At 69.9% G+C, this 24,068-nt stretch carries 41 protein-coding genes; 8 read left to right on the top strand and 33 right to left on the bottom strand.

Annotated elements, in window-relative coordinates; all coding sequences use genetic code 11:
- Positions 1 to 131 precede the first annotated feature (131 nt).
- The 18 genes from OG579_RS17055 to OG579_RS16970 form a co-directional block, all read right to left on the bottom strand.
- On the bottom strand, positions 132 to 2,402 hold the full coding sequence (locus tag OG579_RS17055) for a 2'-5' RNA ligase family protein (RefSeq protein ID WP_328856904.1): 2,271 nt from the start codon (positions 2,400 to 2,402) through the stop codon (positions 132 to 134).
- A gap of 93 nt (positions 2,403 to 2,495) precedes the next feature.
- The gene (locus OG579_RS17050) at positions 2,496 to 2,687 is read right to left on the bottom strand and encodes a hypothetical protein (protein ID WP_328856903.1); all 192 of its coding nucleotides are present in this window, start codon (positions 2,685 to 2,687) and stop codon (positions 2,496 to 2,498) included.
- Positions 2,684 to 4,750 (bottom strand): phage minor head protein, encoded by a 2,067-nt coding sequence (locus OG579_RS17045; RefSeq protein WP_328856902.1) that lies wholly within the window; start codon positions 4,748 to 4,750, stop codon positions 2,684 to 2,686. The genes OG579_RS17050 and OG579_RS17045 overlap by 4 nt, the downstream gene beginning before the upstream one ends.
- Positions 4,737 to 5,099: a hypothetical protein gene (locus OG579_RS17040; RefSeq protein WP_328856901.1), complete on the bottom strand. Its 363-nt coding sequence runs from the start codon at positions 5,097 to 5,099 to the stop codon at positions 4,737 to 4,739. The genes OG579_RS17045 and OG579_RS17040 overlap by 14 nt, the downstream gene beginning before the upstream one ends.
- Positions 5,096 to 6,667 (bottom strand): hypothetical protein, encoded by a 1,572-nt coding sequence (locus OG579_RS17035; protein ID WP_328856900.1) that lies wholly within the window; start codon positions 6,665 to 6,667, stop codon positions 5,096 to 5,098. The genes OG579_RS17040 and OG579_RS17035 overlap by 4 nt, the downstream gene beginning before the upstream one ends.
- Positions 6,667 to 6,975: a hypothetical protein gene (locus OG579_RS17030; RefSeq protein WP_328856899.1), complete on the bottom strand. Its 309-nt coding sequence runs from the start codon at positions 6,973 to 6,975 to the stop codon at positions 6,667 to 6,669. The genes OG579_RS17035 and OG579_RS17030 overlap by 1 nt, the downstream gene beginning before the upstream one ends.
- Positions 6,976 to 7,193: 218 nt before the next feature.
- Positions 7,194 to 7,607 (bottom strand): hypothetical protein, encoded by a 414-nt coding sequence (locus OG579_RS17025; protein WP_328856898.1) that lies wholly within the window; start codon positions 7,605 to 7,607, stop codon positions 7,194 to 7,196.
- Positions 7,608 to 7,626: 19 nt separating this feature from the next.
- On the bottom strand, positions 7,627 to 7,902 hold the full coding sequence (locus OG579_RS17020; protein WP_328856897.1) for a hypothetical protein: 276 nt from the start codon (positions 7,900 to 7,902) through the stop codon (positions 7,627 to 7,629).
- Complete coding sequence (locus tag OG579_RS17015; protein WP_328856896.1) at positions 7,899 to 8,291, bottom strand: hypothetical protein; 393 nt, start codon at positions 8,289 to 8,291, stop codon at positions 7,899 to 7,901. Before OG579_RS17015 ends, OG579_RS17020 begins: the two co-directional genes overlap by 4 nt.
- Positions 8,292 to 8,296: 5 nt before the next feature.
- Positions 8,297 to 8,503 carry a hypothetical protein gene (locus OG579_RS17010; protein WP_328856895.1) on the bottom strand — a complete coding sequence of 69 codons (207 nt, stop codon included), beginning with the start codon at positions 8,501 to 8,503 and terminating at the stop codon, positions 8,297 to 8,299.
- Positions 8,500 to 9,378 (bottom strand): DUF2303 family protein, encoded by an 879-nt coding sequence (locus tag OG579_RS17005; protein WP_328856894.1) that lies wholly within the window; start codon positions 9,376 to 9,378, stop codon positions 8,500 to 8,502. The genes OG579_RS17010 and OG579_RS17005 overlap by 4 nt, the downstream gene beginning before the upstream one ends.
- 6 nt (positions 9,379 to 9,384) lie before the next feature.
- Positions 9,385 to 9,759 carry a hypothetical protein gene (locus tag OG579_RS17000; RefSeq protein WP_328856893.1) on the bottom strand — a complete coding sequence of 125 codons (375 nt, stop codon included), beginning with the start codon at positions 9,757 to 9,759 and terminating at the stop codon, positions 9,385 to 9,387.
- Positions 9,760 to 9,886: 127 nt separating this feature from the next.
- Positions 9,887 to 10,048, bottom strand: coding sequence for a hypothetical protein (locus OG579_RS16995; protein WP_328856892.1), 162 nt, complete (start codon positions 10,046 to 10,048; stop codon positions 9,887 to 9,889).
- On the bottom strand, positions 10,045 to 10,176 hold the full coding sequence (locus tag OG579_RS16990) for a hypothetical protein (RefSeq protein WP_328856891.1): 132 nt from the start codon (positions 10,174 to 10,176) through the stop codon (positions 10,045 to 10,047). Before OG579_RS16990 ends, OG579_RS16995 begins: the two co-directional genes overlap by 4 nt.
- Before the next feature lie 85 nt (positions 10,177 to 10,261).
- Entirely contained in the window at positions 10,262 to 10,729 is a 468-nt protein-coding gene (locus tag OG579_RS16985; RefSeq protein WP_328856890.1) for a hypothetical protein, read from the bottom strand.
- Between the two features lie 8 nt (positions 10,730 to 10,737).
- A complete protein-coding gene (locus tag OG579_RS16980; RefSeq protein WP_328856889.1) occupies positions 10,738 to 10,866 on the bottom strand; it encodes a hypothetical protein in 129 nt (42 codons plus the stop codon).
- A 93-nt stretch (positions 10,867 to 10,959) separates the two neighbouring features.
- Positions 10,960 to 12,543 (bottom strand): terminase large subunit domain-containing protein, encoded by a 1,584-nt coding sequence (locus tag OG579_RS16975; protein WP_328856888.1) that lies wholly within the window; start codon positions 12,541 to 12,543, stop codon positions 10,960 to 10,962.
- Entirely contained in the window at positions 12,540 to 13,025 is a 486-nt protein-coding gene (locus OG579_RS16970) for a hypothetical protein (protein WP_328856887.1), read from the bottom strand. The genes OG579_RS16975 and OG579_RS16970 overlap by 4 nt, the downstream gene beginning before the upstream one ends.
- Before the next feature lie 117 nt (positions 13,026 to 13,142).
- Here OG579_RS16970 and OG579_RS16965 point away from each other — a divergent pair, with 117 nt between their 5' ends.
- From OG579_RS16965 to OG579_RS16935, 7 genes are all read left to right on the top strand, one after another.
- Entirely contained in the window at positions 13,143 to 13,616 is a 474-nt protein-coding gene (locus OG579_RS16965; RefSeq protein ID WP_328856886.1) for a hypothetical protein, read from the top strand.
- The gene (locus OG579_RS16960) at positions 13,613 to 13,948 is read left to right on the top strand and encodes a hypothetical protein (protein ID WP_328856885.1); all 336 of its coding nucleotides are present in this window, start codon (positions 13,613 to 13,615) and stop codon (positions 13,946 to 13,948) included. Before OG579_RS16965 ends, OG579_RS16960 begins: the two co-directional genes overlap by 4 nt.
- Before the next feature lie 103 nt (positions 13,949 to 14,051).
- The gene (locus tag OG579_RS16955) at positions 14,052 to 14,240 is read left to right on the top strand and encodes a hypothetical protein (protein WP_328856884.1); all 189 of its coding nucleotides are present in this window, start codon (positions 14,052 to 14,054) and stop codon (positions 14,238 to 14,240) included.
- Positions 14,237 to 14,503: a hypothetical protein gene (locus OG579_RS16950; protein ID WP_328856883.1), complete on the top strand. Its 267-nt coding sequence runs from the start codon at positions 14,237 to 14,239 to the stop codon at positions 14,501 to 14,503. Before OG579_RS16955 ends, OG579_RS16950 begins: the two co-directional genes overlap by 4 nt.
- Positions 14,500 to 14,850, top strand: coding sequence for a hypothetical protein (locus OG579_RS16945; RefSeq protein WP_328856882.1), 351 nt, complete (start codon positions 14,500 to 14,502; stop codon positions 14,848 to 14,850). Before OG579_RS16950 ends, OG579_RS16945 begins: the two co-directional genes overlap by 4 nt.
- Positions 14,847 to 15,260 (top strand): hypothetical protein, encoded by a 414-nt coding sequence (locus OG579_RS16940; protein ID WP_328856881.1) that lies wholly within the window; start codon positions 14,847 to 14,849, stop codon positions 15,258 to 15,260. The genes OG579_RS16945 and OG579_RS16940 overlap by 4 nt, the downstream gene beginning before the upstream one ends.
- 62 nt (positions 15,261 to 15,322) lie before the next feature.
- Positions 15,323 to 15,616, top strand: coding sequence for a hypothetical protein (locus OG579_RS16935; protein ID WP_328856880.1), 294 nt, complete (start codon positions 15,323 to 15,325; stop codon positions 15,614 to 15,616).
- On the opposite strand, the gene OG579_RS16930 is transcribed toward OG579_RS16935, so the two are convergent.
- Positions 15,595 to 16,152 (bottom strand): ParB N-terminal domain-containing protein, encoded by a 558-nt coding sequence (locus tag OG579_RS16930; protein ID WP_328856879.1) that lies wholly within the window; start codon positions 16,150 to 16,152, stop codon positions 15,595 to 15,597. The two genes, OG579_RS16935 and OG579_RS16930, sit on opposite strands and share 22 nt — an antisense overlap.
- A gap of 75 nt (positions 16,153 to 16,227) precedes the next feature.
- Here OG579_RS16930 and OG579_RS16925 point away from each other — a divergent pair, with 75 nt between their 5' ends.
- Complete coding sequence (locus tag OG579_RS16925; RefSeq protein WP_328856878.1) at positions 16,228 to 16,506, top strand: hypothetical protein; 279 nt, start codon at positions 16,228 to 16,230, stop codon at positions 16,504 to 16,506.
- Positions 16,507 to 16,664: 158 nt separating this feature from the next.
- Here OG579_RS16925 and OG579_RS16920 read toward each other — a convergent pair whose 3' ends face one another.
- The 14 genes from OG579_RS16920 to OG579_RS16855 form a co-directional block, all read right to left on the bottom strand.
- The gene (locus tag OG579_RS16920; RefSeq protein WP_328856877.1) at positions 16,665 to 16,844 is read right to left on the bottom strand and encodes a hypothetical protein; all 180 of its coding nucleotides are present in this window, start codon (positions 16,842 to 16,844) and stop codon (positions 16,665 to 16,667) included.
- Positions 16,841 to 17,314 (bottom strand): hypothetical protein, encoded by a 474-nt coding sequence (locus OG579_RS16915; RefSeq protein ID WP_328856876.1) that lies wholly within the window; start codon positions 17,312 to 17,314, stop codon positions 16,841 to 16,843. Before OG579_RS16915 ends, OG579_RS16920 begins: the two co-directional genes overlap by 4 nt.
- A complete protein-coding gene (locus tag OG579_RS16910; protein WP_328856875.1) occupies positions 17,311 to 17,661 on the bottom strand; it encodes a hypothetical protein in 351 nt (116 codons plus the stop codon). Before OG579_RS16910 ends, OG579_RS16915 begins: the two co-directional genes overlap by 4 nt.
- 205 nt (positions 17,662 to 17,866) lie before the next feature.
- A complete protein-coding gene (locus tag OG579_RS16905) occupies positions 17,867 to 18,304 on the bottom strand; it encodes a DUF3307 domain-containing protein (RefSeq protein WP_328856874.1) in 438 nt (145 codons plus the stop codon).
- On the bottom strand, positions 18,301 to 19,512 hold the full coding sequence (locus OG579_RS16900) for an AAA family ATPase (RefSeq protein WP_328856873.1): 1,212 nt from the start codon (positions 19,510 to 19,512) through the stop codon (positions 18,301 to 18,303). The genes OG579_RS16905 and OG579_RS16900 overlap by 4 nt, the downstream gene beginning before the upstream one ends.
- A gap of 14 nt (positions 19,513 to 19,526) precedes the next feature.
- Positions 19,527 to 19,802, bottom strand: a complete 276-nt coding sequence (locus OG579_RS16895) for a hypothetical protein (RefSeq protein ID WP_328856872.1) — start codon at positions 19,800 to 19,802, stop codon at positions 19,527 to 19,529.
- 100 nt (positions 19,803 to 19,902) lie between these two features.
- Positions 19,903 to 20,757 carry a hypothetical protein gene (locus tag OG579_RS16890; RefSeq protein WP_328856871.1) on the bottom strand — a complete coding sequence of 285 codons (855 nt, stop codon included), beginning with the start codon at positions 20,755 to 20,757 and terminating at the stop codon, positions 19,903 to 19,905.
- Positions 20,758 to 20,783: 26 nt separating this feature from the next.
- Positions 20,784 to 21,269, bottom strand: coding sequence for a hypothetical protein (locus OG579_RS16885; protein WP_328856870.1), 486 nt, complete (start codon positions 21,267 to 21,269; stop codon positions 20,784 to 20,786).
- A complete protein-coding gene (locus OG579_RS16880; protein WP_328856869.1) occupies positions 21,266 to 21,454 on the bottom strand; it encodes a hypothetical protein in 189 nt (62 codons plus the stop codon). The genes OG579_RS16885 and OG579_RS16880 overlap by 4 nt, the downstream gene beginning before the upstream one ends.
- Positions 21,447 to 21,821 carry an HNH endonuclease gene (locus tag OG579_RS16875; RefSeq protein WP_328856868.1) on the bottom strand — a complete coding sequence of 125 codons (375 nt, stop codon included), beginning with the start codon at positions 21,819 to 21,821 and terminating at the stop codon, positions 21,447 to 21,449. The genes OG579_RS16880 and OG579_RS16875 overlap by 8 nt, the downstream gene beginning before the upstream one ends.
- Positions 21,818 to 22,030 carry a hypothetical protein gene (locus OG579_RS16870; RefSeq protein ID WP_328856867.1) on the bottom strand — a complete coding sequence of 71 codons (213 nt, stop codon included), beginning with the start codon at positions 22,028 to 22,030 and terminating at the stop codon, positions 21,818 to 21,820. The genes OG579_RS16875 and OG579_RS16870 overlap by 4 nt, the downstream gene beginning before the upstream one ends.
- 265 nt (positions 22,031 to 22,295) lie before the next feature.
- Complete coding sequence (locus OG579_RS16865) at positions 22,296 to 22,799, bottom strand: phosphatase domain-containing protein (protein WP_328856866.1); 504 nt, start codon at positions 22,797 to 22,799, stop codon at positions 22,296 to 22,298.
- The gene (locus tag OG579_RS16860) at positions 22,796 to 23,452 is read right to left on the bottom strand and encodes a molecular chaperone DnaJ (RefSeq protein ID WP_328856865.1); all 657 of its coding nucleotides are present in this window, start codon (positions 23,450 to 23,452) and stop codon (positions 22,796 to 22,798) included. The genes OG579_RS16865 and OG579_RS16860 overlap by 4 nt, the downstream gene beginning before the upstream one ends.
- Complete coding sequence (locus OG579_RS16855) at positions 23,445 to 24,068, bottom strand: hypothetical protein (protein WP_328856864.1); 624 nt, start codon at positions 24,066 to 24,068, stop codon at positions 23,445 to 23,447. Before OG579_RS16855 ends, OG579_RS16860 begins: the two co-directional genes overlap by 8 nt.

Genomic DNA, 24,068 nt, shown 5'->3' with positions numbered 1-24,068 from the left:
TACGCCGCCGGAAGCCGTTGCGGCTGCGCGGGCCTCGACCTCGGTCGCGTACCGGCGGACTGTGCCGTCGGTGTTGCGGACCTCGTGCACGGTTCGACGCGGCCCGCGTTCGCCGCAGGATCGGCACCCCATCAGCTGACTCCTGCTGCAACAGCGACAGGTTCGGCCGGAACGTCCGAAACTGTATGCTCCTCAACGTCATCCGACGATGGAGGTGGCGTACCGAGCGGTATATCGACGGTGCGGCCGGCGACAGCGACACGGATCCGGTCGAACGTCACCTCGCGGCCCTGTCCGGCGGCGAGGTCGCCGACGTCGACGCCGTAGCCCATCGTCATGTGTGGGACGTAGCCGTCGAACGTCGGGGCGGGCGCCTCGATCGGTGGGGCCTCGGCGATGTCCCACACCTGGGCGCGGAGGGCCGAGAGCCCCGGCGCCTCGATCAGGTACACCGCGCACTGCTCGCGGTCCGGGTTCTGGTCGTTGAACGACGCTCGAGCGAACAAGGTCCCGGACAGTGGCTGCGCTTGGGCGACGCCTTCGGTGATGATGCGGACCCACTCGTCGACCTGGTCATCGGCGACGTCGGTGAGGTCGTCGCCGAGGTAGGCGAGGGTGACGTGAAGCTCGTCGGGTGGCTCGGCGCCGTCGAGGGCGAGGTCGGCGGCGTCGCTCGCTGCGGGGATGAGCGCGACCATGCCGCCGGTGTGCTCGGGCTCGGCGTCGTCGGTCGGCTCGGCGGGCGCCGGGTCGGTCGGCGGGTCGCTGGGGTCGAGCGCTGCCGCGTCGGGGACGGCGTCTGCCTTGTCGCCGCGGTCGGGGCCGGGCCACTTGCCGAACACGTCGTGATAGAGGTTCGCGGCCAGGCCCTTGATCTGTTCGGGCGACATGTCCGCGGCGATGTCGGGCGTCGCCTCGAGCGCAGTGACCAGCGCGGTGAACGGGTGCGGTGTGGCGACCCACTTCGCGGCGCCCTCGCCCTTCGTCCAGTACCGGTGGAGCTCGGGCGGCATGCGTCCACCCGGGGTGTCGGCGGCGCGGGTCGCGCGGCGCTCGAGCAGTGACGCCGATGTCGCGCGGATCCGCGACGTCAGGGCGGCGACTGCTCCCTGTCGCGCGGCGACCGCGGCGCCCATCCGTCGATCGAGTGCAGCGACCCGCATCCGGTTCTCGTCGTGGGCGACGCGGGCCGCGACCGACGCGACGATCTCCTCGGCTGCCTGCACGACCGGCGGTGCGGCGTGCTCGAGCTCGGGTGCCTCGTCGGTGCAGCGCGGCGCTTCCCATCCGGGGACGACGACACCGGCGGCGACGAGGGACGATTCGGCGCCGGCGACGAGCGCCTCAGCGCGCGGGACCGGGAACCCGGGGGTGTTCACGGCGAGCGCGGCGACGAGCTCGAGGGCGCCGCGGATGGTGCGCCAGTCGCCGGACACACCGGACCGTCGGAGCTCGGCGACGCGTTCGTCGCTGACGCCGGGCAGGATCCGGCCGGCGACCCAGATGCCGTGCTGGTCCTCGCCGGCGCGGATGATCGCGACGGCGGCGCCGGTGTTGTCGTAGTGCTCGACGGCGGCGTGCGCGCCGAGCCCCATGCGGGCGTGGCCGGTGCCGAGGGTGAGCTTGCCGACGGGCAGCTCACCTGTGTCGGTGTCGATGAGTCCGTTGTGGAAGTACCGGTATGCGCCGGCGGACCGCGGTGGGCGGATGCACCGGTCGGCGCGGCCGATGTGGCAGGTGTCCCAGTTCGCGAGGTGACCGAACACGCGGCCACCCTTGGTGACGGTCAGCGCCGTCGGGCCGGGCAGCTGCGGGTCGGCGAAATGCGATGCCGGGTAGTTCACGCCGGCGGCGGTGAGCGACGCGGTCAGGGCGTCGGGAGTGCCGGCGTCGACGGCGGCGATCTTCGCCTCGGCGAACGCGGGCCCGGACACCAGCGTCGCGCCCATGATCCGCCAGGTGTGGACCTGGGTCTGTGGGGTGCCGTCGGCGACGGCGCCGCGAGCGATGTCGGCGGCGGTCACCTCCTGCCCGTCGGCGTCGCGGGCGACCTGCCGGTAGCCGATGCGGTCGAAGTCGGCGGACACCCACCCGGCGTATCCGTCGCGGACCTTGCGGGCCCACTGCATCGCTTCGGCGTCCTCGGAGTCGAATGTGCCCTCGCCCCACACGTGGCCGTCCTCGGCCCACACGCGGTCGAGGCGACCGATCACGCGAGCGCCGTCGTGGCCGGGGCTGATCTCGGTCTGCGCGCACAGCGGCAGCGGCAGCGGCCGGACATCGATGTCGGCGCCGTCGTCGAGCTGGTACACGCGGCCGTCACCGGACTCGGTGTTCAGCGGCAGGATGGGGCCTCGCCACGCGGTGGGTGGTGCGGTCGTGGTGGTGGTGTCGTCCGCCATTGTGGGGCACCCGTCGAACATCGGGCCCGGCCCACGGCCAGCGGCATCACGGCTCTCGCAGCGTCCACGATAGCTGCGTGGGGTGGTCGAACGTTACTGGTCGCGGGCGGCGGTGTCGGTGATCCGCTGCGCGAGCGCGGCGTCGTGACCGCGTCGCCAGAACCGGGCCAGGACGGGATCTGTGCCGCGGTAGGGGTTGGTGGCCGCCGCGTCGCGGGTCTCGACGCGGGCGGCGTCAGCGCCGAGCGCCTGCGCGGTCATCACCGCGTCACGTCGTCCGCTCACTGCAGGAAGTCCCCTCGGCCGTTGTAGCCGTCGCTCGCGGTGCCGCCAGACAGGATGCGGCGCCGGAACTCGGATTTGGTCAGTCGACCGTTCTCATCAAACCACGCCGCCACCTCCTCGGACATGTACTTGCGGGCCTGCGTTTCATTGAGAGTCCACAGGTCAAACGGGTCGACGGTCAGCTTGTACCGGGATTTCACCATGTGGCCGCGGGTGGCGTTTTCGGCGGCGAGGTAGTCCAGTGCGACCGCGGCCCGCCACGCCGCTGCGACGAGCTCGTCGAACCCTCGGCCGGTGTGGCCGTCGGCGCGGGCCTCGGCGATGAACCGGTCGCGGCGGATCCGTTCGACGGGGACACCGGTGACGATCGACTCGGCCTCGTCGGGGTGTTCGCCGCCGTCGATGAGCGCGATGATGCGGTCGCTCTGTTCGTTCGCCAGGCGGGTCGTTTCGGCGTCGGCGGCGTCCGCGGCGGCGGCCTCGTCCATCGCGGCGATGAGTTGGTTGATCGTGTCGTCGTCATCGACGCCGGCGGCGATCGCATCGTTGAACGCGGTCTCGGCTTGCTCGAATCGGGTGGGCGGCACGGTGTCGTCGACGGGGTCGAGTGCCCACGGGTCGGGCCAGCTGTCGTCGTAGGTGTCCTCGGGTGGGCGCCACGGCTTCGGCGGGTCCGGGAGCGGTTCGGGCGATGTGTCGGCCTCGAGGTCTGGTGCGGGGTCGGCGTCGAGCTCGACGTCGTCGATGGGGTCGTCGGGGTCTGGTTCGACGGGGTCGTCCCACTCGGGGTCGTCGGGGCCCTCGCGGCGCAGCCACTCGGCCTCCACCCACTCGTAGAGGCGGTCGTCGCGGGCGTCGTTGGCCTGGTCCATGAACGCGACGAGCTCGTCGCTGGACACCTCGGTGAGGTCGGGCAGCGGGGCCTCACGCTCGTCGGTGAGCGCGACGTCCTCGGGCTCGGCGTGCTCGGCGGGCAGCGACTGCCCGTGGTCCTCGCCGCGGGCGGGTGCGACCCGCTCCCCCGGCCGGGCGACCTCTGCGATGACGACGTCGGCGTCATCGGGGTCGTCGGGGCCCATGCGGACACCGCCGGGCCGGATCACGCCGATCGACCCGTCCTTGCCCTGCAGGGCGTCCTGCAGCTGGTCGTGGTTGTAAAACGACAGCGTGCACCGGCAGTTGATCGTCTCGTGCGGCGCGATGGTGATAGGCGCGGCGGGGTGCGGCAGCATGAACCCGCCGACCCGGAACAGACCGTCGATCGGCACGACCTGACCGTCGGCGACGCGGTGCGTGGCCCGCACCCGCTCATCGTCGGTCGCGACCCACCGCTTGTACCAACGGTCACCAGACGCCTGCGCCATCGCCGACATCGCCGCGAGCCGCCCACCCTGCACCGCGCCCTGCGACTCGGTGCGGGCGATACGTCGGGCCTTCCACTCCCACTCCTTGAGCGACGCGGCGTGCGCCTCCCACAGATCACGGCGGGTCGCGCGCAGGTCACGCCGCTCGTGCGGGGTGAGCGTGTCGTCGGTGAGTTCGGCGTCGACGACACCGATGTCGGCGCGGATCCGGCGGGACTCGGCGTTGATGCCGAGGACCTCGCCGACACGGTCACGGATCTGCTCGATCGTCTCGCCCTCGCTGATCGCCTCGAGCAGCTCAGGCCGCAGCTCCTCGAATGCGCCGGCCGGCCAGATCTTGAGGCGGTCGCTGACCGTCGCCAGGAACTCGGTTTGGGCTCGGTTCGTGGAGAACTCGGAGCCGGCGCGGGCCTGCCGGAACGCTTCACCGAACGCGACCTCGACGGACGGCAGGATCAGCTGCTGGGTGTCGGTGCGCCACCGTTCGTAGCTCGCGGTGACAGCCTCGATGGCCTGGATACTCGGGTCGAACCCGGACGGCGCCGCGGTGAGTGACTGGCCGAGGAGGCCGCCCGCTTCGGCGACGATGACGCGCTGCAGTTCCTCGAGCCACCGGCTGATCGCGACGCCGACGGCGTATTCGATGCGCTGCTCGGCGAGTACCCGCAGACGGCCGGCGCGGCGCTCAGATGTGGGCATCCTGGTGCCGAGCTGCCTGGACTCGGTCGGACAGCTCGCCGCGGTTGAGGGGGCGGCCGGCGACGATCAGTTCCCGGGCGTAGCCGTCGCACACGTCGATGACGACGGTGATGTCGCCGTCGGGCATGCGGCCGGTCAGCGCGATCCGCAGGGCACCCCACGCGCCAGCGAGGAGCCGCTCGCACTGCTCGGGGTGGGCGGCGATGCGGATGCGGGTGTGGACGGCGTGCTCGGGGACACCGCGCATGCGGTCTGCCTGCGACCGCGGGAGCCGTGCCCGGCGGCCGGCGGCGGCGAGTGCTTTGAGGGTGGCGACCTCGGTCGCGACGAGGAGGTCGGTGGGTGTCATTGCGGGGGCCCGTCGTCGAGGGTGTCCGGTGCACCGAACTGCACCGACTTGTCGTCTGCGGACGGGGCCGGGGCGGGGTCGGGTGCCGGCCGATCCGGTGGCAGCGCGGGTGTCGTCGGCGTGACGATCTCGGGCAACGCGAGATTGATGCCCATCGCGGGGAGGATCGCCTCGGCCAGTTCGGGTCGAGCGGTGAGGAGGTCCTGCAGCACGGCGTACCGCAGCTCCTCCGCGGTCGGGGCGTCGCCGTCGTTGAACCCGGACTCGCGGCGAGCCGTCGCGGCGCCCACAATGCGCTGGGTGTGCAGCGTCTGCGCATCCTTCGACCGGTCGGGGCGCAGCTCGAGGGGCGACGCGTCGAACCACACCTGGTAGCGGGCGGCGTCGGCCGGCGACAGCCCCATCTCGGTGAGCAGCGACGACAGCCAGAACTGGGTGAGGGAGTGGCAGATGATCGCCGCGACGGGCGCGACGGACAACCGCACTTCGTCCTCGGCGATGAGCCACCCCGACCAGTGATTCGCTTCGCCCTGGCCGAGGAGGACCGACGGGTCGGTGTCCATGCCGAGACCGATGCGGCGGATCAGCTCCGATCGCAGCTCGGCGGCGTGCGGGTCGAGGGTCGACGCGAACGTGATGTGCCTAATCTTCTCGATCAGGGCGGGCTCGACCTCGGCGATGAGCGGCACCATCGACGATGCGTCGTCGCGGTCGACGAGGGGCACCATCATCGTCTCGGCCAGCGCCTGCGCGAACGTCAGCGTCTTGTTCTGTTCGTCGAACTGGCCGCCCATCGGTTTGATGCCCGCAGGGACGAGGAGCAGACCGGCGCCGGCGAGACGGGAATCCATCTGCGCGGACACGTACTTGGTGAGCGACACGAGCTCGCGGAGCACCGGCAGCAGGGACCGCACCGGGGAGTCGGCGAACATGATCTGTTCGGGCGCGGGGCGCCAGGACCGCACCAGCAGCTCGCGGTCGGGGTTGATCGGCCGAGACTGGGTGCCCTCGCGGATTGCCCACCCGGTGACCGCCGAGCCGGTCACCTCGTTCGGCGCCCACGCCGACCACGACCACCGCTGGTCGTCGTCGACCGACACCAGCAGCTCGGTCTCGCCGCCGTTCACGACCTGCTGGGCGGCACGGAACATGGCCTGCTGGGTTTGGGCGAGCTGCCCGAACATCGATTCGTTGAGCTCACGCAGGACCTGCGGTGCGGAGTCGTCGAGTGGAACCGGTTCGTCTCCCGGTTTCGGGGTCTGCCCGATGAACAGGCGGCACTGCGACGCCGCGGACGCCTGCCGGTCGGCGACGAATCGCAGCTCGGGGACCTCGTGGCGCAGTCCCCACACTTCGGTCTGCCACTGCTCGGTGTTGACCTTCGACGCGACTGACGCTTTCGGCCCGGTCAGTGCCTGCGCGGCGGCGGTGATCGAGCCGCGGGCGCGGCCGAGTCCGTCGACGATCGGGATGGTCGACGTCGCGAGCTGCGACCGTGCACGTCGCCGCCGCGGGATCGCCAACGCCGAGGACGCGATGATCCGGGACGACGACTCGGGACGTGGCATCACAGCCGCCCGGTGTCGAGGGGGTCGGCCCACGTCGCGGCGATGCCGTACAGCCAGGACGCTGATGCGGCCGCGGCGACGATGACGAACGCGGTGGTGTCGCCCCACCACCAGCCGATCGAGTAGACGCCGCCGGCGATGTACGGCGACATGCACCACGGGCATCCCACGAGGTAGGGCAGGAACGCGTCAGGTCCGTAACGGCCGATCAGCCGGGCGCGGACCGCGGCGAGGATGCGGTCATCGGTGACGAGCCGCGTGGCGCGCGCGGTCAGGCCAAGGCACAGGAGGAACACACTCACCGACATCTGGCCCACCAATCGAGAGACGACACAATCGGGAGTGTATCGGCGTTTCGCAGGTCAGCAGAGAAACCACTCGCAGCCGCAGGTGTGGCAACGCCTGGTCGGCGTCATCCACCCCATGCCGCGGGACATGCGGTGCCGGCGGATCCGGTGCCACCACGGCCACCGGTCAGCGCGGGTCAGTGACGTCGATGTCGACACCGCCAGCGTCCACCGTGCGGTCACCGCGGCGTCACGACACCAAACACGACGCCCCCGCCGTCTCGGAGTTCGGTTGCCTCAGTGCGCGGTGGCCAGTTCCAGTGCCCGGGCGTGGGTTCCTCCGCGTAGGCCACGTCGCGATTGAAGAACTGGCCCGTCGGATTCAGGACACACAAACCGACCAACGGCGACACCTCGCCGCTCGCGACCCGCTCGCGAAACTGCTCGTCGCACTCTTCCTGCGAATGCTCGGATTCGAGCGCTCGGCCGTGCACAAACTGTTCCCCGCACCCGACGCACGCCACGGCTTCACCGCTCGGCTGCGTAACCTCGACGCGCGGCCAGGAAATCTCGGTGATGATCGCGGCGCGCGGCTCGGGGAGGTACTCACCGCCCGGGGTTCCGTACGACTGGTAGTGCACGATGCGGCCCACTGTCGGGACTGGTTGTCTGTCAGGCATTTCGCTCCTCGTCTGCTGTGGCAGCACCGGACTCGGTGGCCACCGCGTACTTGGTCGCCATCGGCGGTCCGCCGGCGTTGATGACCGCGTTGATCAGGGCGTCGGGGTCGGCGCCCACAAGGTCCGCGAGCTTGGCCATGGCCGCTGCGGTCGCCGCGCCGGCGGCGAGACCCAATGCGAGGGCGGCGTCCTCGTCGGAGCCGTATGCCGCGCGCAGCGTCTCTCGCAGACCGTCGGGCAGTTCGCCGTAGCTCGATGCGGCGCTCACGACGCGGGGACCTTGTCGTACGCCTCGTGGAAGTGCTTCTGCGGCACACGCCGCAGGGTGCCCTCGTCGTCGAACACGATGTAGTCGCCATGGTCGGCCCGCGTGTAGCCGGGGACCGCGGCACCGGTCGACGTCACCGTCATGTCGGGGACCGCGAGGTAGGCCGGCGCCGTGTCGAGGACGTCGCCGCGGCTGCGATCGAACTCGGAGGGGTACCGCAGGCCGTGCTCGGCGCCGCGGGGGACGTAGAACACGCCAGGCGCCCACGCCATGATCGCGAGCGCACTACCCCAGTCCCTGAACTGGATGGCCTGCACGTCGACGGGCTTCTTACGCCACGTCTGCGGCGTGACCCCGCCCGGCAGCGACACTGCCGGGCGGGTCGACACCGAACTCACTTCCCGGTGGTGAGGTCGACGAGGCGGGCGCCGGTGACCTTCGCCTCGGCGCGGGCGGCGCGCAGCGCGTTGCTGCGGACACCGAACGCGCGGGGCGCGACCGCGACGACCGCACCGTTGGCGCCGTGCCGGCGCCACGTCCACGACCGCTCGCCGAGCTGCACCAGCTTCACCGCGGGCGTCCGCCCGTTCCCGGCGCTCACAGCGACACACCCGACGCGTAGACCGGCACCGCGACCTCGTTGGTGATGCGCGTGGTCAGGTCACGCCACGCCTGCAGCTCGGTGGTGCGGGTGGGCTGCAGCTTCACACCGAGTTTCAGCGTCCCCTCCTGCACGCGGAGACGGAACGCAGCACGAACGGTGTACGTCTCGGGGTGGCCTTCCCACGGGCGCAGCTCGAGGGTGATGTGTTGCGGGACCTCGAGGGTGCCGCTGCGACCCGCGCGGGCGTTGACCTCGGTGCGGTACACCGCGGACAGCGCGCCGTCGCTGCGGCTGATGCTGGACTCGAATTCCCCCGACGTCGACGCGCGGATGCTGTCGGCGATCTCGAGGAGCTCGGCCTGCTCGGGGTCGGTGACGGTGTGCAGGAGGTCCTCGAGCCGGTTGCCGAACTCCTCCTGCGCGAGGAACTTGTCGGACAGCTCGTGCCACGCGACCCAGTCGGCGTCGCGCTTGAGCTGCAGCATGAGCCGGTCGGCGCGGTGGCCGGGGGTGGTGACGCCGTGGTCGTCGTAGATCGCGAGGATCCGGGACTGCGCAACGCTGCCCCAGAGGGTCGAGCTGCCTTCGATGAGCGGGCGGCGGGCGAGTTCGCCGAGGAAACTCTCGACGTCGGCCACGATACGGGTGTCGCGGACACGGATGGGGTCGGCGCCCTCAGCGGCGTCCGTGATGTTGCGCAGGTCGATGACCTCGACCTGCAGTCCCTTCTCTGCGGTCACTCCGACGGCGACGGTCACGTCGTCGAGGTTGGTGTCGACGACCAGGACGGGGTTCTGGTCACGGCCGAAACCGAGCGCGTTGAGATCGACGTCGACGGGGATGTCGATCTCGGGATTCTGCGGGATTGCCATGTGGTGTCAGTCCTTCCGGTTGGGGGTGTGGTTGCGGTCGGCGTCGGTGTAGTCGAGCCGGTACTGGGTGGGGTCGTTGCGGTGCAGTCCGCCGTCGCTGTCGGAGAACCACATCGACGCCTTTTTCGACGTCGGGATCTTCGCGGCGACGCGGTCGGTGATGGCGACGACGGTGTCGTTGTTCTTCACCGGCGCGATCGACAGCGTCACGGTGACGGTCGCCGACTTGCCGGTGTCGTGGACGGCGGCGACGGCCTCGGCGAGGAGCTTCGTCGCCTCGTCGTGGGCGCGGCCCTTGGCGTGAGCGATGAGCACCGACGCGAACTCTTTCGCGTCAGCTCCCGGGTTGGCCGGGTCCTCGGACTGCGGGGTGTCGGTCATGGGCTGGTTCCTTTCGGTGGTGGTCACAGGTAGCGGGGGTTCGGGGTGATCGTGAGGACGCCGAAGTCGGGGTCGAGCTCGTCGAGGACGTCGAGGTCGAGGCAGGCGTCGCAGTCGCATTCGGTGGTCACAGCGCGACCGCCGCGACGACGAGCGCACCGGCAGCCATGGCGGCGCCGGCCCCGATGAGTCGGGGTTGGACGCGGGCACCGCCGACGGCTGCGCACGGGACCGCGGCAGCGAGGAGGCACAGCATGACCGCGAGCGCGATGAACGGGTGCCCGGTCACCGGTAGCGCCTGTCGTCGCCGTAGACGCGGCGTTCGTAGCGGTCCTCGATCTGCTCGATCGTCGGTCGGCGGCGTTCCTCGCGGTCCTGCGTGATGGCCTCGTAGTCGGGCTCTTTGTGCCCGATCACTTGTCGACTCCGTCGTTGTCGAGGACGTCGCGGACCCAGCCGCAGCACCGCTCGGTGGATGCGTCGCTGCCGCACTCGCAGGGCGTCACCATTGCTCGCCCGCCATCGCGCGGACCGTCTCGAGACCAGCTGCGGTGGTCATCATCTCGGCGAGGCGGGCGTGGATCGGGTAGACCGCGGCGAGCTGCATCCGCTGCTCGAGGGTGGAGAACCGCAGTAGCCGGGCGAGGCGTTCGTCCCACAGGCGTTGCGCGGGGCACACGGGGATCTCGCAGCGCCAGGCGTGGAGCGTGGCCTTGGCGACGTTGCGGTCGTCGACGTCGACGACCGCGAGCGCAGAGAGGTGCCGCACCAGCTTCTGTGCTGCGACCGTGCACCGCGTGTAGGCGCCGACGACGTCGGCGGGCACCACGACCTCGGTGGGCCGCTGCGTCGCCTGCATCGCGGCGCAGTCACGCATCCACTCGGAGATCGTCGCGTCGTCGCGGCCGACGGTCGTGTTAAGTGTCGCGACGTCGCTCGCGGACAGCAGCGCCGCGACGCCCTCTGGCATGTCCCCGCTCACGACAGCCAGCTGACGAGGTGAGGGGCCAGCCAGATCGGCGTGATGCACAGAACCGCTGTTCCTGCGCCGACTTTGATCGCCGACCACCAACCAACGGTGTCGTTGGGACTGTCCAGTGCTGTCATCGGCATCTGCCGTCCACCCCTTCGATGGTTGTTCGGTTTGCTCGAACAATGTAACACCGTAACGCGGGCACAGTCACGATTGTGCCCCTGTTTCTATCGACGCCGTTTCAGCAGCGACGCACCCTGCGCGATCTCCGTCCGCGAGCGACCGGCTGCGGTCGTCACCGCCGACCCCCTCGCGATCGGCGGCAGCAGATCCCACGCCACGTGCACGCCGGCGTCGAGAGCGCCGGGCGAGTACTTCGACCCCGGTGTCCACAGCTGCCACTCGTCGGTGAACTGCTGCAGCCCGGGCGCGAACCATGCGCGGTCGGTGGTGACGGCCTGCGCGATCGGCTCGGCGCGCAACACCTTCGACTGCCTCGAGTGGACCGGCACGATCAGCGGGCACAGCATGCCGGCGGGGATCTCGCCGTCGCGGACCAGGTGGTCCCACGCCTGCCGGATGAGGGTGGTCGTCGCGTCGCCGCCGTAGTTCGCTTCGACGACGATGCGGGTCGCTCGGATCTCGACGGCCATCAGGCACGCCTCGCGGGACCACTTCTCGGCGGACATCCGGGCGGTGCGGTCAGCGACCCACCACATGCGGCCCCCGTCGTCGAGGACACCGCCGACAATGCCCGCGGTGTCTCGCCCACCACCGGACGGGTCGACGCCGACAGCGGCCCGCACGACGTGCTCGCTGCCGGGTTCGGGTGGTGTCGCGGTGTGGTCGCGGATCTGGTGCTCGGTGAGCAGCGCGCCCTCGGCGTCGAACGGGACACCCTGGTAGAGGGCGTTCCAATCCCTCGAGGACGAGCCGGCACGGCGCTTCGCCCAGTGCGCGAGAAGCCCCTTGGTGTCGTCGGGGTCAATGGTCGGGAATGTCAGCGGCTGCCCCGGGTCGCGGCCCAACGGGTCCGGGGGCACGCCCTTCTCGGGGTCGGGTTCCATCGCGATCGCGGGCAGGTGGACGACGCGCCACCGTCCGCCCTCCTCGACGCGGCCGTCGCGGTCGAGGAGGACGCCGGCCAGGTCGTCGGCCCGCCACCTCGTCATGACGAGGACCTCGCGGGTGCCGGGGACCTTGCGGGATGTCCACGATCCCGAATACCAGTCGACCACCGACTTGCGGATGGTCTCCGATTCCGCTGCGGCGCGGTCTTTCACGGGGTCGTCGATGATGCCGAGCGCCATGTCCTGGCCGGTCATGCCGCCGCCGACGCCGCGGGCCATCATCCCGCCGCCGTAGTGCTCGATCTGCCAGTCGGATTTGGTGGCCTGCGTCGGTGACAGGGACAGCCCGTAGAGCTGGCCGTAGGTCTCGACCATCGCTCGGCAGGCGGCGGCGTGCCGCATTGCCAGGGACAGGCCGTAGGAGCCGAGCATGATCGGCGCGGTGGGGATGTTCCCTAGCCACCAGAACGGGAAGTACCGCGACACCATGGTCGACTTCCCGACGCGGGGCGGGGTGAAGATCATCAGCGCGCCGTCGGGGTCGATGAGCAGGCGTGTGAGTTCTCGGTTGATCAGGTCGATGTGGGCGCGGCGCACGAACATCGGGGGCCGGTGGATGGTCTCGGCGAGCTTCGCGGGCCCGATGTTGTCGAATCGGCCGGCGTGGATCAGTGCCTCGGTGAGTTGCCGGCGGCGGTTGATCTTCTCGAGGATCGCGGCCGCATCGGCGGCGGTGCTCACTGTTCGGGGAGTTCGCGTAGCTCTGGTGACACCGGGAGGCCGTAGTCGCCGGCGGCGTCGATGACACCGGCGACGAGTTCGGTGAGTTCGTGGTCGAGGTGGCTGCCGTACTGGTTGACCTGGACGGCGACGTGGGGGCCGGTGTCGTAGCCGCCGAGCCGGATCTTGCGGTCGATGACCTTGAGCACGATGTCGGCTGCCTTGGTGTCGCCGCGCAGTGACCGGAGGTAGTGGCCGCGGAGGACGCCGTCGAGCTGCTCGAGGATGACGGTCAGTGCCTGGTCGGCGAGTTCGTCGCGTTCGTCGGCTCGGCGTTTCAGTGCGCGGGTGATGGCGCGGCAGACGGTGGACGCGGAGCTGTAGCCGTCGACCTTTTCGGCGATCTGTTCGTAGGTGCAGCCGGCGAGGAACAGCTGCAGGGCTTGGGCTTCGCGTTCGGTGCCGCGGCCGCGGACTCTGCGGCTTTTGCGTGCGTCTCCCATGGCTGCTCCTACGATCGTTCGGGTAGCGGTGGCACAGTCTGATTGTGTCAGCTTGCGCGATGGTGCACCTCGGGGTTAACGTTGTTCCACTCAGTCAGACAACGTAAGGAATGCCGGATGACCGCCAGCACCGCGACCCCGATCCGCCCCGGCCAGTACCGAGGATGGGACGCCAATTACCGCCCGAACATGCACAAGGACCTACGGACCACCGCCGTCGCCGCGCGCAGCACCGCCGCGATCCTGCGCAACACCCCGACCGCCAACCTGCGCTCGATGCACGCCGCGCTCGCCGCCGTCGAGGCCCCGGCGTTCGTCGCCACTCGCAGCGCCGAGCTGCTCGCCGACTGGGCGGCCGAGCTCGAGGCGCGCGACCGCGCAGCAGCCTGGTACCGCGCACAGCTCGCAATCCCCGAGCACCACAACACCCACCACATCCCGACCACGGAGCGGCTCGAGTCGTTCGTGACGGGCTGCCACCAGTGCGGGTGGACCGAGACCATCAGCGGGATGCGCGAGTCGCAGGCCGCACGCCGCGCGCACGAGGACGCCGCCGCCGAGCGGGTCGCCGCCTACTGGTCCGGCCGATGATCGACCTCGACTACATGACCACCGCCGAGGTCACCGCCGCGATGGCCGCCGTCGCCGACCACGGCCCGCACTTCACCGCGACACCGCAGCAGAAACGCAACGCGCGGATCTGGCGCCGCTACGAGCGTGAACTCCTCGACCGCAACGCGTTCCGCCACTGCATGCTGAACCACCGCCGCGACCAGCGCGCCCGCCGCGACGACCCGTTCCGGCCCACCAACGGCGGACCGCAGCACTGCCACAAACACGAGGCGTGCATCGGTCACTACGTCGGTCTGCGCGGGATGACGTGTGACTGCCCTCCGCGTCAGCTCACGCTGTGGGCGGCGTGATGGCCGCGCCGTGGGTCGACTGCACCTGCATCGAGTGGTGCGAGCAGGACCCGGCCACCCGGTGCTCGCTGTCCGGCGAGTGGCACCAGCACAGCGACGAGCCGTGCCCGGTGCACCCCGACGTCCCGCAGACCGCGTGATGGACGTCGACGCCGAGGTGTACGGCCGGCACGCCGCGGAGTCGATCAGCGCGTCGGGCCGGCGGTTCGTGACCGTCTACGAGCTGCTGTGCCGCCTCGAGCTCGAGCGCCTGACCGCCCTACTGCCCACGACCACAGGAGACACAGAATGAGCGAGATCCAGACCTACGTCAGCGAGCGCGGATTCGAGCTGTACGGCAGCCCGGTAGCTACCACCTACGGCGACGTCGTGTCCGTGTACGAGTCATCTGCAGCGTCGGGGCCTCACATCTGGTTGCGGACCCAACGCCCCGGTGACGCGGACAACGACGAAGTGACCCAGGCCGCTCACATGAGCGTCGAGCAGGCCACCGCGATCCGTGATCGCCTGACTTTGGCGATCAATCGCGCCGGCGAGCGTTGGGCGGCATCGTGACCGGGGATCGGGTTGCCGACCCCGCCGCCACCCTCGCGGACGCGCTCTACCGCATGATGACCGCGAACTACACCCACAGCATCGGCGGGAAGCGACCTGACTGGATCGAGACCGCCGCGCGTGAAGCGCTGGCGGTGCTGTCCGCCACCCACGCCATCGTCCAACTCCCCGAGCCGCACGGCGAGGACGCGTTCGGCGCGCAGTGGTCGGTGGACGATCACGAGATCTACGCCGAGGATGGCGAGCTCACGATCGCGTTGTGTGGCACCGACACGACCACACCCGACGACGCCCGGGACATCGCCGCCGCCATTCTCGCTGCTGCCCGCCGAGCCGAGGAGACGTGACCGTGCACGGGTGGGGGCACGTGTGTGTGCAGTGCCTGCACGCCGGCGCTGTCCACCGCCTCGCGCGTGACGCCGACACCATGGCCGGCCCGTACACCTGCCGGTCCCGCGGCTGCCACTGCTCGATCGACGACCGCGACAGCGGCGTCCTGGTGCCGCTCGACCGCACCGATTTCCTCGCACTGTTCCCGACCTGGCCTGCACCGCTGCACGCGATGCTCGACGAAGGAGACCCCATGGCCCATCCCCCGATGAACCCGAACCTGTCGATCCGAGTGGTCGATGGCCGCGCCTATCTCGCGGTCCTCGGTGGCGACGCTGTCACCGAGCTCGAGCTGTCCCGTGATGACCTGTCGGCGTTGGCCGGCGAGGCGGTGCGCAAGGCGATGGTCCTGGCGCTCGGCGGATGACACCCGCCGCGGCCAGCGCAACGAACGCGGTGCGCTCACCTACACGGGTTATCGTTGTTCCCATGGCTAGAACTCCTCGACGACGCGGCGCCGACGAATACGTCGACCTCGGCGGGGTCGCCGAGATGGCCGGCGTCACCCGCGGATCCGCGCAGACCTATCACACGCGGGCGACCGCGCACCGCCGCGCCGACGACGCGAAGCCCGGCGACCTCCCGGCCCCTGACGCGACGTTCGGGCAGACACCGGTGTGGCGTCGCGCGACGATCACCGAGTGGCTCGACACGCGACCCGGTCGTGGTGTCGGTGGTGGGCGTCCGTGGGCGCCGAAGGATCAGACCGCCTCGGCGTCGTAGCCGCGGCGGCGTAGCTCGACGAGTAGGTCGTCGCGTTCGTCGTTGCTCGAGCACGACACCCGGACACCGATCCCGCTGTCCCGCTTCCCGTCATCGCTCCCGCTGTGGTCGTCGTCGGGGTCCGGGGGTGTCAGCTTCTCAATGAGAGCGTCGATGTCCTCGTCGGTGTAGCCGGTGCCGGCGAGGTCGATGTCGGTGTTGAGGACCGCGAGGAGTTCGCCGGGGTCGATGCCGGGGCCGAGTTCGGCGATGCGGTTGTCGGCCAGCATCAGTGCGGTCGCGGTGTCGTCGTCGCAGTCGACGAGCTCGACGCGGACGGTTTCCCAGCCGCGGAGTTTCGCGGCCCGCCACACGTGGTGGCCGGCGAGGATCGTGTTCGACGGATGCCACACGACGATTGCGCGGTACTGGCCGAACCGGGCGAGGGATTCCGACAGGGTGTCGATGTCGCCGTGGTTCGGGTTGTTGGGGTGCGGGTGGAGCGCGTCGACGGGCATTTCGCGGGTGCCGATGACGGTGACTTGGGGTCGGGCCATGGGGCAAGTATCCGCCAGCACGCCGACGACACTGATATCTTTGTTCCACCTACTACAACCTCGGGGGTTGTCGATATGTCCGGTGTCGTCTGGTCGACGTACACGGCGGCGCGGAGGCATCCGGTGCTCGCGTTCCTGGCCGCGGTGATGGTCCTCGGCGTCATCACGCACTACTGGGTCGCGACGCTCATCGTCGTCGTCCTCGGTGTGGCCGGCGCGGTGGTCATCGGCCGGCGCCGACACCGGGCCCGCCGCGACGCCAAACTGATCGCTGGCGCGGACCGCTCTCTCGCGATCGCCCGCCAGCACGGCCTTGCCGCGCTTCTCGACACCGACCCCGAGCCCCAGTTGTGATCGAATTGACGTTCGTCAGCGGCGTTGACTGGTCGACCGACGAGTGCGACGGAGTCAGCCCGAACTATCACGATCACCCCGACGTCCGAGACGGCGGCGACGGGCTGTTCTGCCGTGAGTGTTTCGCGCGGTGGGTGCCGGTCTCAGCGGATCGGACATCACAGCCGTCGCGCCGACCGCAACACCTCAATCGCGGTTGACAGCTCGTCCCCTGGCGCCCAGTCGACGGCCTGCAGTGCACGCCGGTGCAGCTGCGGCAGAGACCCGCGGATGACACTCGGCACCTTCACCGGCTCGGCCGCCGCCTCGAGCACGGCGATGGCCTCGTCGACGGTCACGCGTGCCACCTCGCGACCGATACACGGCACAGCTCGAGCTGTGCGAGCTGCGCCACCATCAGCGCCGGGTCGCGGCGGACGATGACCGCGGCGTCGATGGTCGTGAGGACGTCGACGCGCATCACCTGATCAGGGTGACGCTGCTCGATCGGCCAGCTGCAGAACTCCCACAGGTCGGCGACGTACCGTTCGGCCGGTGCCGACCCGAACGCGACGAGGGTGGGCGGATGCCCGTCGACGGTGTTGTCGTCCGCGAGGGCGTCGACGAGGGCCGCGAGTTGCCGCTGCTGGAACGTGGAGTCGGTGCGCCAGTGCCGGGACGCGAACACCGCGACCCGCCGGGTGGTGCGCCCGGCAGCGGAGCGGGCGCGGTGGTCGGCGATGAGTTGGGCCTGACCGCAGGTGAGGCAGCGGACACCCCACGACACCATCTGCCGCCCGCAGTCGGGGCACGTAGGTCCGGCCGTCACCCGTTGATCCCGTGAGAGAAGGCGCGGATCTGGGCGCGACAGTGGGCGTGTGCGCGGCGGGTGTACTCGTGATCACCGACAATCTCGCCGTAGCGCATCCCGTCGCGGTCCCACCCGATGGTCAATCCCGACCACGCCGACGGGTCGAACGGGTCGTCGGCCGGCCGGCCATTGGATCGCAGCGTGAATGTGTCCGACAGCCGCTCGGTATCGCCAGCTGGACGTCCGGGCCACAGCAGCAGCGACCCATCGGGCAACCATGCATGCAGCCGGACGTCGAGGCGGGCGATGATCTGCGCGACGGGTTCACCGGTCCAGTGCCGGCCGCGACGTCGACGCCACCTCACTTGCCGCCCCCGCCGTCGGACGGAAACCAGCGGAAGCGTTTTCGTGGCGTCGGACGGTAGCCGCCCTCTCTCGGTGCCATCCATGGCGCAGGCCGCGAGTAGATCGGGCAGTAGCACCTCACGCCGGGCTCGGTGGCGCCGTTCATCACCGACTCCTGGTGGTGGCCCAGCACGCGGCGGTGCCACCACAACACGATCGCCTGCCTCATAGCCACACCACCGCCGCCACGTTGATCAGCAGGTGCAGGGTGTTGTCGGCGATGATCATCAGCCACACCGCCAGCCACGGTGGCGTGTTGTCGGGGTAACCCGTTTGTTCGGAAATTGTTGGTGTTCCGGTGTCAGCGGAACACCTGGGTTTCCTGAACGATCCGGGCCAGGCCGCGCGGGGCGCGAGGTGGTTCTTCGCCCACACGACGTGGCGAGCGAGGCGGTACCGGTCAATGACGGCGTGGGTGCCGACGATCACGAGCAGAGCCGCCGGGGACTGGGTGACGAGCAGGAACGGCAGGCCATAGGTGACGGCGTGCGCGATTGCGGGCCACCACCGCCGGACCTTCTCGGTCGCCATCCAGTGCGACTGCAGAAGGTAGTCGCCGACCAGGTGCGCGAGGAGCAGCCCCGCGAGCGTCGCCGCGGTCATCGCTGCGCCACCCGCGGCGCCCGAATGAGCACCAGTTCTCGTAGCGCCTGCTCGGCGCCGTCGGCGTCGTACAGGTGGCCCTTGAACGCCTCGATCACGTCGGCGGACGTGGGCCGCATGTTCGGGTTGTCGAACACCCGGATGTCGTCGGCGGGCTCGCGATCGTAGAACGCGCGGAACAGCTGCCGCACCTGCCACGTCGTCGCCGGCCCCAGCTCGAGCTGCACATCGATCCGACCCGGCCGCAGGATCGCCGGATCGAGTCGGTCGCGGTGGTTGGTGGTGAGGACGCCGATCATGCCGTGCGGGGTGAACATGCCGTCGAGGACGTTGAGGAGACCCGACGTCGTGACACCGGACTCGTCGGACCGGTCAGTCGCGGCGGTCGCCGAGTCGATGTCCTCGAGCAGCACCACCGAGCGGGGGCGGACATCGTGCACGCGGTCGATCAGGTCGTCGTCGTTGCGCATCGACGACACCGACAGGTAGTAGATGTCGAGGCCGTGCTCGGCGGCGAGGCCCTTGATCAGGCTGGTCTTGCCGGTGCCGGGCGGGCCGTGCAGGAGGTAGCCGCGGTGCCAGGGCAGGCCACGCTCGACGTAGTCGCTCTCAGAGCCGAGGAACCGGCCCATGTCGGCGGACACCGACTCCTTGATCCCGCGGTCGAGGACGACCGATGCGAGGCTGCGCAGCGGTGCCTGCGACCGGTCCCACCCCCAACGTGAGTGGACGTGGATCGACGGCGGGGAGTCGACGATCCGTTTCGCGTCGAGGAGCTGCTGGACCTTGGCCTTGACCGCGGCGACCGCAGCCGGTGACCCGGACACGATCTCGAGCTGCCGCTCGCGCAGCATGTACGAGCCGCTGTCCGAGGGAGATGCCTCGGTGGCGTCGTCGTCCTTCCCGGCCTCAGCGACACGGAACCCGATGCGGTGTCCGTCGAACGTGCACCACCGCATCGCCTTCCCGTCGTAGCTGTACCGGGCCTGCCGGTCGTACGTCGTGGACAGGGTGAACGTGTGGGGCTCGTCGCGGGCGGGCAGCGACAGCAGCCACTGCTGGACGTCGGGGTAGATCCGGTCCCGCATCAGGATGTGGATAGTCCATTTCCGGGACTCGGCCAGCCGCTCAGTGGCCTGTTTCTTGAACGTGACCGCCTGGTTCCACATCGACATCGCGCTGTTGACGGTCTCGATAGCGGTGACCACCCGCGAGCGCCGCGTCACTGGCCGGCCTCGGTTCGCGCCGCGCCCCAGCTCTGCACGCGACGGATCGCGTCGAGGCCCTCGTCGAGCAGGCCGACGGTGCGCATGAGCTCGTCGAGCTGTTCCGGTGTCAGCTTGACCTCGGTGACGTCGAGGATGCCGTTGCGCCCGGGCATGCGGATCTCGATGGCGGTCGGGGCGTCGGCGACGTCGAGCCGTGACGGTCGGTCTCTGATCACCGGTGCGTGGCGGTCAATGAACCGCGACCACCAGCTGCGGACGCCGGTCAGCACGACACGCCTCCGGCAAGAACGAGAGCGAGTAGCAGGAGGTCGATGACCGCGAGAACGATGACCGGCATCCAGTCGCGGGTCGTGTCGCCGTCCGAGGCCGTCACTGGTCGGCTCCGTGGCTACAGGTGCGGTGGTGGTGGCCGTCGGGGTCACCACATTCGGCGCAGTCGGGGCCGGCGGTGCACCGGCAGTAGTCGCGGCCCTCACCTGCCCCCTCCATCCCGGTGCCGCGGCAGTGACGGCAGTTCGGGTCCGCCCCAGCGATCAGGCGTTGCTCGGTGGTGGCGGTCTCCACGCGGTGCACCGCGGCGAGCAGAGCCTGCGCGCGCCGACGCGCCTCGTCGGTCGAGAGATGCTGCAGGGTGAAGTCGTCGACGCGGACAGTGATGGGCATCCCGAACGTCGGGCCCTCGGTGACGACGCGGATGTCGTACTCCTCGAGCAGCTCATCGGCGTCATCTCCCTCGGGAATGCCCACGACCTCGACCCTGTCGTGACCCGGGCTGATCGCAGCGTCGACGTTCTGTACTGCGGCGAGGAGGCGCTCGGTCCCTCGGACCCCGGCGGGGCACGAGCAGATGCCGACGATGGTGCCGTCGGGGTCGTGGAGTGCGCCGGTGTCGCCGCACTGGGTGCACTTGTAGACGACCAGTGCCGAGTTCTGCAGCTGGATCCCGTCGCCGGCCGCCGGCGGATCAGCGACCGAGAACCCTGTCGCCGTCAGTTCGTCGACGACGTCGAGCATGGCCGACACGAATGAGGTGGGCGCCCAGAACGCTTCGGTCGCGAGGTCGTGCATCTGTATCGATTGGCAGAACACGCCGAGCGTGAGGACCCGGGTGCCGCCGACGTCGTTGAGGTGCGCCGAGTGCGCCGCCAGGATGGTGAGCGGAATGTGGATCGGTGCGGTGTGTTCGTCGGGTTCGATGGTCACCTTGGTGTCGGTGACGATCACTCTCGGGTGTGTTCGCCTGTTGGGCATCATTTCTCCTTCGGGGTGGTGGGTGTTGCAGGGACCAGCCGCAGTGGCCGGTCGTCGATGGGGTTGGGGCGGAACCGGACCAGGACCGCGCCGTCACGCGCGTACGCGTCGAACACGCCGTCGCTCCCGCGGTAGGCGATGAACTCGCCGCGCCGGATCCGGTTGGCCAAGGCCCGCGCTGTCGGGTGATTCGCCGGCAGCCACGGCAGCCGCGCCCACCGGTCCGGGTGCGCGCGGAGCTCGTCGGCGAACGCCTGGTGTTTCGCTCCGCGGCCGCGGAGCTTCGGTGGCGGCGGGTCGTCGACGAACTCGACCGGCGGTGTCGGTTGCCCGGACACGTTGACGGCGAGGGCGTCGAGCTCGTCGGGGGTGCGGCCGATGTTGAGGTCCGACGCGGACAGGGCGGTGTTGACGTCGCGGATCAGTTGCGCCGCAGCGTGGAGACGGGCCGCGGTGATCAGCTCCCGCTGGTGCAGCTCGGTCACCGGAGGTCCTTCCGGATGGTGCCGAGGATCTCGATCAGGTCGTCGAGCTCGGCGCCGACGGCTACGGCCTTGTCATCGGCGAACCGGGTCACCGACACGTGCACGTGCCCCGACGGGGACGTCGCCGCGAAGTACGGCGGATCCGGGTCGAGCGGCATGTCCATCGGCTCGGTGGTGTCACTCATCTCGGACGCCTTTCTGTTGCTGTGCAGCGGATTCGGGTGGCTCGGGCTGATCGAGGAGGTAGCCGCCGTCCGGGGCGAGCCACACCTGCATGCCCAGCGACGCCACGACCACCGGGACCAGCTCGGGCGACGGACCCCACGACGGGATGAGCCACCCCTCCCGGACGGCCTCGTCGGGGTGGGTCTCGGTCCAGCCGTGGCAGCCGCGGGCGCCGTCACCGCAGAGGGCGACGCAGTTGTCCGGTGACCATCGGCCGGCGCGGGATCGTTTGCGGCGGTGGTGGATGGTGGTGCCGGTCTGGCCGCACCGTTCGCAGCGGCCACCTGATCGGGTGTTCACGATCGGGCGGGTGATGTGTTCGCTCATGTGCCCTCGTGTGGGTGTGCCGTCGGGTCGGTGTCGATGAACTGGGTGTGTCCGCATTCGTTGCAGGTGGCCATCGACGCCCAGCCGTTGATCCGGCCGGCGCGGTCGAATGTGACGACGGCGCGGAACCATGCCTCGCCGCACTTTTCGCATGTCAGGCCGTCGTGGGTGTCGGGCCTGAGTTGGATGACGTTGTCGGTGTCTTTCACCGGGGGCTCCTGTCTGTGCAGTGGCGGCAGTGGGGTCGTCCCCATCGGTCTCGGCCTGGTCGTCGGCCGTGTCGGCAGCGGTGTGGTGGGGTGTCGTCGAACAGTTGGGGTGTGTCTGCGGCGTAGAAGTCCATGGCGTTGAGGTCGTTTTGGACGGTGCGGATGTGGACGCCGAGTTGGGTGGCGATGGCGTGTGCGGTGTGGCCGGCGGCTGCGAGTTCGCCGACGCGGATCTGTCGGCGGGCCATCTCGTATCGAGTGCCCATCAGGTGCTCGCACCGGGGATGTCGGTGGGGTCGTAGTTCTCCCCTGAGGCGGGCCAGTCGTGGCGGTAGACGACGGTGGTTGGGATGTCGAGGGACCGCCACAGCGCGATGACGCGGGGTCTGTCGTCGATCGCTGCGACGACGCGGTATCCCATCTCGCCGGTGATGATCCGGAGGATCGCGCGTTTGACGAGGTTGTCGTTGCGGTCGTCGAAGTCGCCGCGCATGAGGGGCCCGACGTAGGGCACGGGCATGTGGCGGTCGAGCCAGTCGACGGTGAGGGTCTCGTGCTGGTACTTGCGGGCGGTGACGACGATGACGGTGTGGCCCTCGGCGTGGCGTTGGTGGCACCAGTCGAGGACGTGCGGGTTGGGTGGGCACTGCGCGGTCGCTTCGTGGAATGCGTGAAAGTTGCGGCGCGGTCCGGTCAGGTGGTGCAGCGCGGTCGTGACGTCGCACAGGGTGCCGTCGACGTCGACGATGACGGCGGTCGATGTGGTCACAGTCGGCCCGCCGTTCGCAGGGTTTTGGCTGCGGCCTCGACGCGTTCCCACACCTGGCGGTTACCGGTCGGCTTGTCGGGATGGGCGACAGCGCAGGCACGGCGGTACAGCTGCGCGGTCGATGAGATGGTGAGCGACGGATCGAATGACTCGTCGAGTTCGGCTGTGGCGGCGAGGAACGTGATCGCCTCGTCGACGGTGAACGTGGGTGCGCCCGGGGTGGCAGCGGTGAGTTGAGCGAAACCCCGGTACCACTGGCCGGTCTCGCCGACGCCATAGCGGGTGATGCGGCGGATCGATTCGAGTGCGATCGCGATGGCGCGGACGTTGTGTTCCCAGTGGGTGAACGTGTCGCAGGGGTAGGACAGTTTGCCGACGTCGGCGTCGATGTTGAGGATGACGCCCGGATGCTGAGGCGTCACACCGGCGTACAGGCCGCCGCCGTCCTTGCGGAGTTGGTCGGGGGTGACCGCGACCTCGAGGACGATTGGTGCCTGTCGGCCGCCGCCGAGGGCACGCAGCTCTTTGCGGAGCAGCTCCGATGTCGATCCCCACGCCACGTTGTTGAACGGGCCGCGGGATCGATGGGTCGACAGTTGGGTGGGCCACTGGTGGATGGGCCGGATGTTGAGCCACTGCGGGTACTCAGGCATTGGTCATCTCCTCGGGCCACTCGACGGGGATCCGTCGCCAGGTGCGGCCTTCGCCTGGTGCGGAGATCTGGCGGACGGCGCGGACCTGGTCGGGTCGGACGACGGCGGCGGCGACGCGGCTGCGGTCGGGGGTGAGGCCCAGCGCGTAGCCGGTGACGTAGAACGCGAACCACGAGTGCGAGAGGCGCCCGGACAGGTCGGAGTCCGATGTGCCGGGTGTCTGGACCCATCCCTCGCACGCACACCCGGGCGTCGCGCACGTCTCGCCGCGGTGACCCGCCGACAGCGGGGGTCGCTTCGCGTAGCGGTCCTGTCGGCCGGCGACCATCGGGCAGGCATGGGAGGCGTAGACAGCGCACTCGGGGTGCATCGGTGGTTCGTCGAACTGCAGCGTCTCGAGTTGGCGGGGGCCGCCGAACAGGACGATGGGATGCCCAATCGGGACACCGCACAGTTGGCACCACCGGTTGCGATAGCAGTCCTGGGTGCGGGCGTCGTGCTGAGCGCGGAAGTCGACGCCGCCGTCGGCGAGGGTCACGTTGACGAACGGGGCGACGAGGCCGCCGACGGTGGGGCGGTGCGCGGCGATCGGTGGGATCGGTGGTCGGTGCATCAT

Source organism: Williamsia herbipolensis (assembly GCF_036153515.1).
Classification (GTDB): domain Bacteria; phylum Actinomycetota; class Actinomycetes; order Mycobacteriales; family Mycobacteriaceae; genus Williamsia_A; species Williamsia_A herbipolensis.
This window is presented reverse-complemented; position numbering and strand designations above follow the sequence as displayed.